This is a genomic window from Dyella sp. BiH032, assembly GCF_031954525.1.
Classification (GTDB): Bacteria; Pseudomonadota; Gammaproteobacteria; order Xanthomonadales; family Rhodanobacteraceae; genus Dyella_D.
Genome location: NZ_CP134867.1, coordinates 2,373,235 through 2,385,933 on the forward strand (window position 1 = coordinate 2,373,235; position 12,699 = coordinate 2,385,933).

Below are 12,699 nucleotides of genomic sequence, written 5' to 3' on the forward strand. Positions count from 1 at the left end.
TCGCGGTTCTTCCTTGGTGAAACGTGGGCGTGGTGTTCATGACGCCTGGCGCACGGGCGCGCAGGGCGGGTGTGGCTGCTTGCGCGCCTCGGGCGAGCGCCACTCCGGATGATCATAAGGAATATCGTTTTCCCAGAACCACGGGTAGCACGTCGGGCCGAGTGTGGCGTCCAGCAGATAGCGGTACAGCCCTTCGGCGTTCGAGCTGTTGCTCATGATCAGTACGCAATCGCGCGATGCCTGCAGGCACAGCGCCAGGTTGTTGGTGCCGTCGTCATGGCCGGTCTTGAACCAGACCGGCCCCTGCGTGGACTGGAAGACGGTCACACCGATGGCTGCGGACAGGCGGATGCCGTCGTTGTCGTGCGTGGTGGCGGTGTCCAGCGTCGGGAACTGCTGCACGGACTCGATCCGCTGCACAGGTTTCAGCCATTCGGCGCGCGCTTTCGCGCCGAGCCCATCGCCGCGCACCATGCCGGCCAGCAGCTGCGCGTAGTCGCGCGGGGTGGTGTCCATGGAACCGGCCGCGCGGACGGAGCCGCGCTGCCGGTGGCCCAGCGGCTTGCTCTGTTCGTCGTAGCCGATGGCGAGGTTGTCGGCGAAATCCGCGCGCCATGTCATCGAGGTGCGGCGCATGCCATAGCGGTCGAACAACTGCTTCTGCATCAACTCGCCGACGTCGACGCCTTGGCCCTGTTCCAGCACGAACTGCATCAGGTTGATGCCCTCGCCGGAATAGGCGTAGCGCGTTCCGGGCTCGGCGTAGATGTTCAGCTTGCCGTTCGGGTCGTAGGCGGTGGCGCCCGGCGGGAAGTAGCGGAAGTTGGCAAAGCCGGCGCGGTGGGTGAGCAGCATCCGCGGCGTGATGGCACGCCAGCGCGGGTCGTCGGCGAGGTCGGCGTACTTGTCGTAGTCGGGCAGGGGCTTGGGCAGCAGCTTGTCGATCGGGGTATCCAGATCCAGCTTGTCCTGGTCGACCAGGCTGAGCGTGGCGTAGGCGAAGGCGGCCTTGGTGATCGAGGCGGCATACATCACCGTGTCGACGGTGAGCGGCAGCTGCTTTTCCACGTCACGCTGGCCGTAGGCGCGCAGATGGACGACCTTGCCGTTCTCGATCACCGCCAGCGCCAGGCCCGGCACGTGGGCGGCCTGCATCAGGCGGGCGACCTCCTTGTCCAGCGCGGCTCCGCGAAGTCGCGGGGGCGCGGTGTCCGCCGCATGGGCGGCGGCGGTGAGCAGGCAGCCGCCGATGAGCCATCGGCACGCGAACGAAAACCTGGCAGACGGACGCATGGAACCCCCTCGCATGGAACCCCCTCGGCGCATGGCGGCCGGCTGGCGGTACGGTGCCCTGCAGGGCAAGGCCGCGCCGGCGTCCCGCCTCCGTGCGGAGACGCCGGCTGGCACAACCGATCAATCCTTGTCGTCGTCCTTGCCGCAGTCGTCCACGTCCTTCTGCGTCATGGTGGCGTAGGGGCGGAACTCCGGCATCGCCGCGGCGAGCTTCTGCTGCGAGCCGAGCAGGTCGGGCATGCGCGTGCAGAGCTTGAGAGCCGCGGCCTTGATCTGCTCGGTCTGCGGCTTGATGCGGTCCTCGATCTCCTTGTCGCTCTTGCCGCTGAGCGCGCCCAGGATCGCTTCCTTGGCCGCCGTGGTGCCGATGCTGGCGCCACTGGCACCGATGTCCATGCCGGCCTCGGCGATGCTGATGATGTGCTGGCGATAATCCACCAGCAGCGCGTGCTGCTCCGGCGTGGCCTGCACCGTCTTGCCGGCGATCACCAGGTCGCCCTGCGGCGTGATGACGGCCTTGGGCAGGTCGCTGCGATCGTCGTGGTCATGGCCGTGGCCGATGTGCACGCTACTGACGCTGATGTCCTTGGTCGCCAGTTCGCGCTTGGCCTGGTCGATGCCTTTCTGCACCTGGGCGGCGATGAACGACGGAGAGGTCTTCTCCTGCACTTCCTTGTTCGCCTCCGCGATGCCGCTGGCGGCGCCGGACTCCTCGTGATCGGACGACGGGCCGCATGCGGCCAGCGGCAGGGCGAGCAGGGCGGCCAGCAGGCCGGTGGCGAGCGAGTTGCACTTCACGGGACACTCCTTGAGGGTGAGGTGCCGTTCGGATCGACGACCGGGCATCGGTCGTCTCGTTCCTGCCGGCGTGCTTGCTGGTGGGGGAAGAAGCGGCTCGCGACCGCCGCCTCCGGTGTTTCATCAACTGTCGTCGCGGACCCGGCGGAACCAGATGGCCGCGGCGATCAGGCCGACGGCAGCCGCAACGCCGATCCACAGGTTGGGCGAAGCCAGCACCGCGTACGTCTGGGTCGGCGAGATCAGGGCCAGCGGATTGTGCGCATCGCCCAGGTCGGACACGCCGTGCAGCGCATGCCGGTCCATGGCGAAGTGCGAACCGGGGAACACGCTCAGCAGCAGCCGCGCCACGATGTTGGACCAGAACCACTGCGTGGGCAGGTTGAACACACCCATGATGCCGAACCAGCTCACCATCAGGCCTGTCACCACCGGAATGGCCACCGCCCACAGGAAGGGCTTGCTGCGCGCCCAGGCCGAGCAGAGCAGCAGCCAGCCGACGGCGGGAGCGGCCCACAGCGCATAGACCGGGATCGAGCTCAGCAGCGACAACACGGCGCGCACCGGATGGGCCAGGGTCAGCAGCTCCCACAGGTTGATGCCATGGAAAGACAGCACCAGGGAGAAGATCACCAGCTGCACCAGCCCCACCGCGATACCGACCACTACCGCGATCGCCGGTGCGACCACCACGGCGCTGGCCACCTTCGACAGCACGGTGCTGGTGTTGGACAGCGGCAGGGACTTCCAGAACAGCACGCTGCGGTCGCGGCGGTCGTCGTACAGCGCACCCAGGCAGTAGAAGAACACCACGAACGCCAGCACGATGGTGAGTAGCCCCATCGAGGACAGCAGGGTCATGTCCAGCGCCGCCCCGACCTGGGCCAGGTCACCTTCGCTGGCCTTCTCGATCAGCACGCGGAAGTTGTTGCCGCCGATCTCGATGCCGTTGCGCGCCCGCATCACCTCGCCGGCGACGATGGCCATGATGTTCAGCACCAGGAAGACCACGCCGGTGACCACCGGCGCCCACAGGAATCCCCCGCGGTTTTCCCAGAATTCGCGCTTCATCTGCCAGTAGAAGGTTTTCATGCGTAGGTCCCTTTCATCGTGGCGACGAACAGATCGCTGACGGACGGGCGGCGTACCTCGCCCATGGCCTCCAGCGTGGCGCGGTCCGCGCCGTCGAACAGGAAGATGCTCTTGCCGAACACTTGCCGCTCGTCCAGCGGCTTCATGCGCCGCGCGGCGTCGGCCTGGTCCGCGCCCACCATCAGCTCGGCGAAGCGCTCGCCGACCGCTTCCATGTCGGTATCCAGCACGATCTTGCCGTCGCGGATGAACATCAGGTCGGTAAGGATGTGTTCGATCTCCTCCACCTGGTGCGTGGTGACGATGATCGTCTTGTTCTCGTCGAAGTAATCCTCCAGCAGGCTCTGGTAGAACTGCTTGCGATAGAGGATGTCCAGGCCCAGCGTGGGTTCGTCCAGCACCAGCAGGCGGGCGTCGATCGCCATCACCAGGGCCAGGTGCAACTGCACGATCATGCCCTTGGACATCTGCTTGACGCGCTGGTTGGCCGTGAGCTTGGTGCGGGCCAGGAAAGCCTCGCACTTGGCGCGGTCGAAGCGCGGGTGCACGTTGGCGACGAAATCGACCGCTTCCTTCACCCGGATCCAGCGCGGCAACACCGCCACGTCGGCGATGAAGCACACCTGTTCCATCAGGCGGTCGCGCTGGGTGCGCGGGTCGAAGCCCAGCACGTTCAGCTGTCCCTCGAAGTCCGTCAGGCCCAGGATGGCCTTCAGGGCGGTGGTCTTGCCGGCGCCGTTAGGGCCGATCAGGCCGACGATGCGTCCCGACTCGATGCGGAAATCCACATGGTCCAGCGCAGTGGTGTTCTTGTAGCGCTTGCTCAGGCCGCTGGCAGTGACGATCGCGTTCATGGCTGCTTGGCCTCCGCCGCACCCAGAAGCGTCTTCAGATCCAGACCCAGGCGCTGCAGCCGCTGGAACAGCGCCGGCCATTCCTCGCGCAGGAACCGCTCGCGCTCGGACTTGAGCAGTGCCTCACGGGCTCCATCGATCACAAACATGCCCAACCCCCTCCTTTTTTCCACTAGTTGGTCGTCGACCAGTTCCTGGTACGCCTTTGAAACCGTCAGCGGATTGATTTGGAAATCCGCCGCTACCTGGCGCACTGACGGCAGCGGGTCGCCCTCGTTCAAGGCGCCGTCCAGGATCATCGCCACCACGCGTTCGCGGAGCTGGCGGTAGATCGGGACGCTGTCGTTCCAGGTAATGGACATACGGTTATTCCTTGGTGATGCGGCCAAACGTGGTGCCAAACGAATAGTAGGGCATGGCCAGCTGGGCCCCGAGCAGGGCGACCCCGCTCTCTGCGGCGCGGGCGGCGATGGGCGTCAGGGCGGCGGTGGCCACCCCCGCGTCGGCCAGCAGGGCGGCGGCGCGCAGGTCTTCGGCGGTCGGGCGGACGTTGACGGGAGCCAGGTTGATGACCTTCACCCCATTGATTTCGGTGACGGGCACGACCTTGACGTTGGTGTTCAGGGCGGCCAGGCCTGCGGCGGTCAGCAGGACGGCGGCGGTCGTGGCGAGCAGGTTCGGCGCTTTCATGGCGGGTCTCCTTTAGTGACCTCGTGGACCGGTGTTGTAGTGAACTATAACACCACATTCGAAACCGTCAATAGGCGAAGCGAAAAATCGCAACATGACTGATGGCCTATCTGGCGGCCCGGGGTGCCTAGTCCGGGGTGGGGGACCGGCGCGGAGTGCGCGCCGCGGCCGGTCCTGCCTTCGATGCACATGGTCGCGCCGGGGTTTAGTCGGCGGCAGCGGCGGGCATCAGGCATCGCAGGTGACAGGTATCAGGCCGTCACGATCCGCAGACCCGCGGTTCTGCTTCAATGAGCCGCCGTCATTCGAACAAGGAGCTTTCGCATGGATCTTGGCCTTACCGGTCGGGTGGTCGTCATCACGGGCGCCAGCAGGGGCATCGGCCTGGCCTGCGCCGCCGCGTTCCTGCGCGAGGGTGCCAAGGTGATCGGCGTCGCCCGCTCCATGGACCACCTGCAGGCCGCCCGGCACCAGCTGCACGGCGAAGGTCTGCAACTGCATGTGGAGCCGGCCGACCTCACCGACAGCGTGGCCGCCCAGGTGGTGATGGAGCGCATCGAGGACGACCACGGCCCCATCGACGTCCTGGTCAACTGCGCTGGCGCCGCCCGCCGCACCCCGCCGGCCGAACTCGACGCCCACGCGCTGCACGCCGCCATGCAGGCCAAGTACTTCACTTACATGCACGCGATCGATCCGGTCATCCGCCGCATGGCCGCGCGCGGCAAAGGCGCGATCGTCAACATCGTCGGGCAGGGCGGCCGCCAGGCCAACGCGGTGCACATCGGCGGCGGCGCGGCGAACGCGGCGCTGATGCTGGCGTCAGTAGGCTATGCCACGGCGTATGCCGGCAAGGGCGTGCGGGTGAACGTGATCAATCCCGGTGTCACGCGCACGGGCCGCATGGAAGAAGGGCTGGAAGCCTCCGCGCGAGCCACCGGCAAATCGAAGGAGGACCTGCTGGCGGTGCAGACCGCGGAGATCCCGCTGGGGCGCGTGGCGGAGCCGGAGGAGATCGCGAACGTGGCGGTGTTCCTGGCGTCGTCGCAGGCCAGCTATGTCACGGGGGCGATCATCCCGATGGATGGCGGAAAAACTGGCGCGATTTGAGGCTGCCGAGGCCCATCGCGGAGGAATGCTTTGAACGCTTCTTTGCTAAGAAGACCGCGTCTGTGCCGGGATCACATAAGCCGGAGATCGCCGGTCACTTGCGTCCGATATGCGGCCGCCATGCGAAGCCTGCGCTCCGAACGATGCTCCACGACGCCTGTTGCGCGGCGTGATGCCGCCTCAAATGCAACTCCTCGATGGAAGGCGCAGGGCGATACGCATGTTGCCGGCAAGGCCGGAAGAACTGCCGGAACCAAGTCAGCGCGCTGAATATCATGAGCGTCGCGCCCGCTTGGCCGCGTCGACCGCGGCCGCAAGCAACTGACGTCGCGACATCGGCGGAAGCGGCTGCACCACGCGTGGCCAGCCAAGGTGATAGTGGAGCCCGTCACTGAGCGAGGCAATGAACCTGCCCAACTTCGAGACAGGAGGAGAGGCGGGAAGGGAGCGACTGACCATACGGAGACCTCGAAGTGCGACCCTGCGTGCATCCACATGGCGGGCCAGCGCTTGAGGCAGCCAGCAGATAGTTCGGGCGATCCATCTGCAGCGATTACTGTCCTCTCTTGTCCGTTACCCGTGGGTTAAAGCCGTGTCCGTCACACGTGGGTGACACGTTCGCCCACGCGCCTTCTTCAAAGCGGTGCTGATCGAGCAGGCTCGGCCGACGTATCGGTCGCCGCTGGTGATTTGATGTCTGCATGGCTGGATGGCTACTTGCGCCAACCTACCCATAGGACTAGCGTCGCCGAGCGTTCTGCCGGGGGAATCTCCATCATGATCACGATCGATGCCTGGGCAGATGGCCCCAATTCGTTTGGTCTGTGGCGAGGGCATTGGCGCCTGCTGCGCGACGGTCTCATCATCAAGGGCCGTTTTGGCGTCACGGGCGATCGCTTCCTTACGCAGGGCGAAGCCGTCGACGCCGCCATTCGATGCGGTATCTCCGACCGGCGCAATGTGCCGGTTGGCGACATGAAGTACGGGTGCTGATCACGTATCGAACGTGGTTGCAGTTGCCTTTCCAACACGCGCGTCACTCGAGGACAACTTCGGTTATGCCAGTGTCCGCATGCGGCATTCGCCGCCTCGGAGTACGACATGAACAACCCCAGTCACCCCAACGCGCCTCAGTCTCCCCAGACGTCACCCGTCGCTCCTGCTAATGACCCGCAGGAAAGCCCGGCGAACGAGCAGTCCACAGAGCAACAGAAGGACGTCCAGGGAAATCAGCCGGAAGAAGCCGAGCCGCAGCGCAGGTGAATTCACGTGCTTCGCACACAAGGGGCCGCCATGAGGCGGCTCTTTTTATGGAGAGTATGGCGACAGAAGTTCTGTTTCCTGTCCCGAATCGACGATTCGACATGCGGCGCGACCCACACCTAGACATGCGCGGCGTGCCTGGTGTCCCTCTGCACGTCGGCGCCTCGGCCACGCGAACGGAGCACCTTCATGGAAGGCGCTCCGATGAGGCGATTCAATGCATCGCCTGTGCGCATGGTCGTTTACCGCATCGGGCGACCGGCCACCATGGAAAGATGGCCCGCCGTGCGTCCGTGCGATTACTTCTTGGCCGGTACGTTGACCGTATCCACCGCGTGGATGATGCCGTTGCTCGACGTAATGTCCCGCCCAGTGATCGTGGCCGAGCCGATGCGAACCCTGTTGCCTTCCTTCGTGATCGATGCTGTCTGGCCCTGCATCATGGTCGGCGCGGTCAGTTTCTCGACGTCGACATACGATGCGCGACCCGGCATCAGGTGATACTTCAGTACGGAGATCAATTCCGCTTTGTTCTCCGGCTTCAGCCAGTTCTCCAGCGTGCCGTCGGGTAGTTTCTTGAATGCCGCATCCGTCGGCGCAAAGAAGGTATAAGGTCCGGATTCCTTCAGTGTGCCCGTAAGTTCGGCCGCTTCCAGTGCCCGGTTGAGGATACTGAAAGAACCGTTGGCCGCTGTCGTCTCGACCAGGTTCTTGTTGGGCGCGCGAACAACGTTGGAGTCATGGTTGGACATGGGAGTACCTTGAGTGGCGATCCGAGACCGGATCGAGAGCGGCGGAAGCCGCGACTCCGATGAAGATCGGAGAAGTACTCAGATGGCGTTAGGGATAGGACCGCGTGGCTGAGACGCCTGCCAAGGAGGAGGTCTTCTTCCTGGTGCCCAGTGAGCATGCGCGTGTAGTTGTTAGGTGAGAGTAATGTGGAGAACGAAACAGCGCGATGTCTGTTTCTTCGTCCTTCCGGATGGGAGTCGCTCGCCTGGCGACGCGTTACAGGGAAGTAACGGAAGAGGGCGCATGGTGGGGCGTGCCGCGGCGTCGCCAAGCCTCGCCGGTGCTCGAATTATCGGTCATGTTTTCAAAGGTCTCTTTGTGCTTCCTCCGACGCGGTCGGAGCCGCAGCTAACGCTTACGCACGACCTGCGGAATGCAGGTCCTACCTCGAGGCCTTTCCGTGCATATCTTCAATCACCTCAACGCGCTGTACTTTCACCCTCACAAGCTGCGCTTTACACCCCTCTCGGGAGCGACGGATGACGAGCTCCGCAAGCGCGGATTTCCAGGGCATCCCGCGTCGGGGTCATGGCATCCGGCAAGTTCCCCGGTGCGCGCAACCGAGACCGCGCCCAAGATCTCCAAGTCCATACGGGACGAACTCAGGAACGACATGGCCTCGGAACGCGTGGATGACGACGAGGCTCCGGCCAAGGTACAGGCTGTCCCCAGTGCTGAGGATCGCCACGGCTGATGCCACGCCGGAGTTTTTCCCCAGAGAGAGAGCGAATCCCACGATCGATTGCAGAGGCAGCCACCATGGCCAGCGTGTCCGGCAAGACCAACAACGGCTTTACCTACGAAGGCGAATACGAGCATGCCAACGCGGACCGGGTGAAGTGGAGCGCCACCTACCGCCGAGATGGCATCTTCTTCGGCATGCGGCACGGCCGCATCGATGAGCTTCAAGGTGTCTCGCCAGAAGAAGTCCAGGAAGCCGTCGTGGACGGCATCGTCTTCGCGTGGAGTGGATCGAGCTGAGCGCTGTCCCGGCCGGACACAAGACGTTCTCACCGACGATGCGCAGCCATCGGACATCTTCGCAGAGCGCCGCGCGTAGAGGCCTGCCATAGCGGTCGATGTCGATGGCGGCTGCGCGTTCTGCACCCGCTGCGCCGTTTCATGATCGGGGAAGCCTTAAGGATCGCCTGCATCCATCACTAACCGCCGCTTACGGATGAAGATGGCCGCGAAAGTGCCGACGGTGTATCGGCCGATGCTTATGACGGCAGGTCCATGGATGATCGCATCGCGACGACCTGCATGCGCCTATGCCACGACTCGTTCCTCGCGCGCATAGCCAAGTCTCGTTTAGTCATTTGGGGCCAAGTTTTCCTCTCAAGATGAGCACTATCGGCTCTTGAACCGATGCATGTGCGCGGTAGGCTTTCGTGGTCCGGTGAATCGGCGTGCGTCGTCACCCGATGCGGCCCTCTTTGCGGTCCATGTGCCGCGGCGGATCGCGCATCGCCGGCGCCTACAGGGGAAAACCTATGTCATGCAACTGCGGCCGCGCGGGCGCTGCGCGCGGCTTTACGCTCATTGAACTCATGGTCACGGTGGCCATCGTCGCCATCATCGCGGCCGTGGCCCTGCCTTCGTATACGGACTACCTGAAGCGAAGCAAGCTCACCGAGGCATACAACACGCTGGCCACTTACCGCGCCAGCATGGAGCAGTACTACCAGGACAATCGGACCTACGGCGCCGGCGGTGCCTGTGGCGTGGCGCTGCCCACGGGCCTGAAGTACTTCTCGGTCACCTGCGGCCCGGCGGCGGCGAGCACGGCTTCGCTGCAGGCGTACGTCGCTACCGCCAAAGGCATCGCCGATTCGCAGGTAGCCGGCTTCACTTTCACCATCAACGAAAAGAACGATCGCGCGACTACGGCGACACCGTCTGGCTGGGGCACGGCACCCACGAACTGCTGGGTGATGCGAAAGGGGGGCGGTTGCCAATGAAGCGTGTCGCTGGCTTCACCTTGGTGGAGCTGATGGTCACCGTGGCGATCCTGGCGATGCTGTTGATCGCCGGCATCCCCTCGTTTCGCGAATGGCTGCGGAACACGCACATACGCACCGCCGCCGAATCCATCCAGAACGGATTGCGCTACGCCCGCAGCGAAGCCAGCGGCCGTGGCGTCAACGTCCGTTTCGAGTTCACTTCCGCGGGCGCGGGCTGGACCGTATGCGCGCTGGCGGGGACGGCCTCCTGCAGCGCCGCCGCCGCGGCCAGCGCGGACAATACGCTGCAGAATTTCGTAGCCGCCGGCGGCTCCGCCGACGTCGCCCCCATGGTCGCCACCACGGCTGGCGCAACGGCCTCCCCGCTGTCCACCGCCGCCAGCGCGGGCAATGGCATCACCTTCAACGCGCTCGGAAGGCCGCTCGGCTACGGCACGACGGCGATCAGCCGGATTGACCTCAACACCCTCGGCAAAGACGGCCGAAGGCTGGTGATCCTCATCTCTCCCGGCGGGATGCCGCGGATGTGCGATCCGAATCTTTCCTTGGCTGTCAGCCCTCAGGGGTGCAAGTAACCGTATGCGCGCATCCTTTCCTCACGTCGTCCGCCGCCGTGCGCAGCGCGGCATCGTGCTGATCGATGCCCTGGTCGCCACCATCATTTTTTCCATCGGCGTGCTCGGCATGGTGGCGCTGCAGGCTGCAGCCATCAAGCTGTCGAGCGATGCCAAGTTCCGTTCCGACGCGGCCATGGCGGCGGACCAGGTCATCGCGCAGATGTGGGCCTCCGATCCCGCGGCGCTGGCCGCGAACTTCAAGAGCCCGGAAGGCGCCAGCTACAAGACATGGAAAGACACCGTCACCCGTCTCACGGCCCGCAGCGGCCTGCCTGGCGCGGCCGGCAAGCCACCGACGATCGAGGTGACGGCGGACAACATCGTGACCGTCACCGTCTATTGGCAGGCCGCGGGCGACCCGTCGTACCACCAATACGTCTCCACCACTCATGTTGCCCGTTGAGCGAAGGCATCCCATGCGGAACCCGAACCGTCGCGGCTTCAGCGCCGGCGACCACATCCATGGTTTGTCCTTGATCGAACTGATGGTGGGCATGGTCATCAGCCTTATCTGCGTGCTGGGGATGATGTCGGCCTTCTCGATCTACGAAGGGCGCAAGCGCACCGTCACCAGCGGCGGCGACGCTCAGCAGAATGGGCTGTACTCGCTGTTCGAGCTGGAACGGCAGGTCAGGACCGCGGGCTCGGGGCTGACCCAGGGTTTCAACTACGGCTTGTGGGGCTGTTCCATCACGGCGTATGGCGGCAATGCCAGGAAACTGCCGAGCGCCACCGCGATGCCGGCGGTTTTCGCCGCCTGGCCGTCGGCTACGCCGGTGAAGATGCGGGTGGTGCCCGTCCTCATTGCCAGCGGCGGCAACGACACCGCGGGAAACGCCAAGCCCGACACGCTGGCCATCGTGGGCGGCAATCCGGCCGGCACGGTATTCAGGGCTTCCGTCGTCGGCGCCTCCGGCACTGCGGCCGTCACGCTGGACAATGCCTTCGGCTTCGCGGCGAACGACTATGTGCTGGCGACCACCAGCACGGGCGAATGTTCGATGGCGAAGATCGCCAGCGCGTCATCGTCCAGCAGCCAGCTCACTTTGTCCGCGGCGGACAGCCCGCCCACCGGGCTGGCGGTGGACGGCAGCGTCTTCGATATCGGCAACCAGCCATCGGTCAGCCTCTACGGCATCGATACTTCCACGAGCACGCTGGTCACCTACGACATGCTCGGGCGCAACGGCGCCACGCCGCTCACGATCGCCGACGGCGTCGTTCAACTCAAAGCCTTGTACGGCATCGACAGCGATGGCGATGACGTCGTGGATACCTGGGTGCAGCCCGTCGGCGACTGGGCTATCGACAAGTTGACCGTGGATCAGGCGTCGGCCGCCGCCGCCTTCGCGAAGATCAAAGCCGTGCGCATCGCCGTCGTCGCGCAGAGCCTGCTGCCGGAACGCGCCGCCGACTACTCGGGTGCGTCCACGCTGACGCTGTTCGGCGACCTCGATGCGGGCCTGCGCTACACCGTCGGGACCCAGCCGCAGTACCGATACAAGGTCTACGACACGGTGATACCGATCCGCAACGCCATCATCACCCGCCATTTCTGATCCCGATCCCATGATCGCCAACACTTCTCGTACGCGGTTTCGAAACCGGCCAAGCCGTCAGCGTGGCGTCATTTCCACGGTCATCGCCGTCATCGTGCTGCTGATCACGCTGATGGCGGCGGTCGCGCTGATGCGCTCGGTGGATACCGGCAGCAGCGTCGCCGGTCGGCTGGGCTTCAAGCAACAGGTCACGCAAGAGGCGGAGCTGGCCTATCAGGATGCGGTGGCCAGCGCGGCTTCCTATCTCGGCCAGGCCGGTGAAGCCGACAAGAGCGACATCGGCTACTACGCCACGCCGCAGAGCACCGACATCCGCGGCATACCAACGGCGTTGATCGCCAAAGCGGCGGGCAAATCGCTGAAGGCGCCCAGTACCAATGACGATATCCGCTACACGGTAGAGCGACTTTGCCCTCATGCCGGCCCTGCATTGACCGTCGCGCCGAACGCCTGCCTGGTGCCCGCCGCCACGATCAACGGAGGTTCGACGACCGGCAACCAAGGCGGCTTCGGCTCGGGCGCGCAGGCTGCCTATCGTCTGACCGTTCGCGTAGAAGGCCCGAAGAACGCGGTGAGTTACGTGCAGACCATCATGCGCTGAGCGCCGGCGATTCCGATTTCACTTCGATGACGGCGTCCGGGAGCGGACCGCCGCATCGCCATTACG

17 protein-coding genes are annotated in these 12,699 nt (G+C 64.9%); 10 read left to right on the top strand and 7 right to left on the bottom strand.

From position 1 onward, the window contains the following. Window positions 1–36: 36 nt before the first annotated feature. The 6 genes from RKE25_RS10575 to RKE25_RS10600 form a co-directional block, all read right to left on the bottom strand. On the bottom strand, window positions 37–1,293 hold the full coding sequence (locus RKE25_RS10575) for a serine hydrolase domain-containing protein (protein ID WP_311842174.1): 1,257 nt from the start codon (window positions 1,291–1,293) through the stop codon (window positions 37–39). A gap of 120 nt (window positions 1,294–1,413) precedes the next feature. Further along, window positions 1,414–2,091 (bottom strand): hypothetical protein, encoded by a 678-nt coding sequence (locus RKE25_RS10580; protein WP_311842175.1) that lies wholly within the window; start codon window positions 2,089–2,091, stop codon window positions 1,414–1,416. A gap of 123 nt (window positions 2,092–2,214) precedes the next feature. Beyond that, window positions 2,215–3,183, bottom strand: a complete 969-nt coding sequence (locus tag RKE25_RS10585) for a hypothetical protein (protein WP_311842176.1) — start codon at window positions 3,181–3,183, stop codon at window positions 2,215–2,217. Further along, window positions 3,180–4,037, bottom strand: coding sequence for an ABC transporter ATP-binding protein (locus tag RKE25_RS10590; RefSeq protein ID WP_311842177.1), 858 nt, complete (start codon window positions 4,035–4,037; stop codon window positions 3,180–3,182). Before RKE25_RS10590 ends, RKE25_RS10585 begins: the two co-directional genes overlap by 4 nt. Further along, window positions 4,034–4,399 carry a GntR family transcriptional regulator gene (locus RKE25_RS10595; RefSeq protein WP_311842178.1) on the bottom strand — a complete coding sequence of 122 codons (366 nt, stop codon included), beginning with the start codon at window positions 4,397–4,399 and terminating at the stop codon, window positions 4,034–4,036. The genes RKE25_RS10590 and RKE25_RS10595 overlap by 4 nt, the downstream gene beginning before the upstream one ends. Window positions 4,400–4,403: 4 nt before the next feature. Next, a complete protein-coding gene (locus tag RKE25_RS10600) occupies window positions 4,404–4,727 on the bottom strand; it encodes a hypothetical protein (protein WP_311842179.1) in 324 nt (107 codons plus the stop codon). A gap of 324 nt (window positions 4,728–5,051) precedes the next feature. Here RKE25_RS10600 and RKE25_RS10605 point away from each other — a divergent pair, with 324 nt between their 5' ends. From RKE25_RS10605 to RKE25_RS10615, 3 genes are all read left to right on the top strand, one after another. After that, window positions 5,052–5,837, top strand: coding sequence for an SDR family oxidoreductase (locus tag RKE25_RS10605; RefSeq protein ID WP_311842180.1), 786 nt, complete (start codon window positions 5,052–5,054; stop codon window positions 5,835–5,837). A 777-nt stretch (window positions 5,838–6,614) separates the two neighbouring features. Beyond that, on the top strand, window positions 6,615–6,830 hold the full coding sequence (locus RKE25_RS10610) for a hypothetical protein (RefSeq protein WP_311842181.1): 216 nt from the start codon (window positions 6,615–6,617) through the stop codon (window positions 6,828–6,830). 108 nt (window positions 6,831–6,938) lie between these two features. Beyond that, the gene (locus tag RKE25_RS10615; protein WP_311842182.1) at window positions 6,939–7,100 is read left to right on the top strand and encodes a hypothetical protein; all 162 of its coding nucleotides are present in this window, start codon (window positions 6,939–6,941) and stop codon (window positions 7,098–7,100) included. A 299-nt stretch (window positions 7,101–7,399) separates the two neighbouring features. On the opposite strand, the gene RKE25_RS10620 is transcribed toward RKE25_RS10615, so the two are convergent. Continuing rightward, window positions 7,400–7,852, bottom strand: coding sequence for a fasciclin domain-containing protein (locus RKE25_RS10620; RefSeq protein WP_311842183.1), 453 nt, complete (start codon window positions 7,850–7,852; stop codon window positions 7,400–7,402). A 440-nt stretch (window positions 7,853–8,292) separates the two neighbouring features. On the opposite strand from RKE25_RS10620, the gene RKE25_RS10625 reads away from it, so the two are divergent. The 7 genes from RKE25_RS10625 to RKE25_RS10655 all read left to right on the top strand — a co-directional run bounded on the left by RKE25_RS10625 (window position 8,293) and on the right by RKE25_RS10655 (window position 12,633). After that, entirely contained in the window at window positions 8,293–8,586 is a 294-nt protein-coding gene (locus RKE25_RS10625; protein ID WP_311842184.1) for a hypothetical protein, read from the top strand. Window positions 8,587–8,651: 65 nt separating this feature from the next. Continuing rightward, window positions 8,652–8,873, top strand: coding sequence for a TonB-dependent receptor (locus tag RKE25_RS10630; protein WP_311842185.1), 222 nt, complete (start codon window positions 8,652–8,654; stop codon window positions 8,871–8,873). Window positions 8,874–9,385: 512 nt separating this feature from the next. Continuing rightward, window positions 9,386–9,853 carry a type IV pilin protein gene (locus RKE25_RS10635; RefSeq protein WP_311842186.1) on the top strand — a complete coding sequence of 156 codons (468 nt, stop codon included), beginning with the start codon at window positions 9,386–9,388 and terminating at the stop codon, window positions 9,851–9,853. Window positions 9,854–9,876: 23 nt separating this feature from the next. Beyond that, the gene (locus RKE25_RS10640; protein ID WP_311842379.1) at window positions 9,877–10,431 is read left to right on the top strand and encodes a GspH/FimT family pseudopilin; all 555 of its coding nucleotides are present in this window, start codon (window positions 9,877–9,879) and stop codon (window positions 10,429–10,431) included. 4 nt (window positions 10,432–10,435) lie between these two features. Beyond that, window positions 10,436–10,876 (top strand): hypothetical protein, encoded by a 441-nt coding sequence (locus tag RKE25_RS10645; protein WP_311842187.1) that lies wholly within the window; start codon window positions 10,436–10,438, stop codon window positions 10,874–10,876. A 13-nt stretch (window positions 10,877–10,889) separates the two neighbouring features. After that, window positions 10,890–12,032, top strand: coding sequence for a PilW family protein (locus RKE25_RS10650; RefSeq protein ID WP_311842188.1), 1,143 nt, complete (start codon window positions 10,890–10,892; stop codon window positions 12,030–12,032). Window positions 12,033–12,042: 10 nt separating this feature from the next. Beyond that, the gene (locus RKE25_RS10655; RefSeq protein WP_311842189.1) at window positions 12,043–12,633 is read left to right on the top strand and encodes a hypothetical protein; all 591 of its coding nucleotides are present in this window, start codon (window positions 12,043–12,045) and stop codon (window positions 12,631–12,633) included. The last annotated feature ends 66 nt before the right edge of the window (window positions 12,634–12,699 follow it).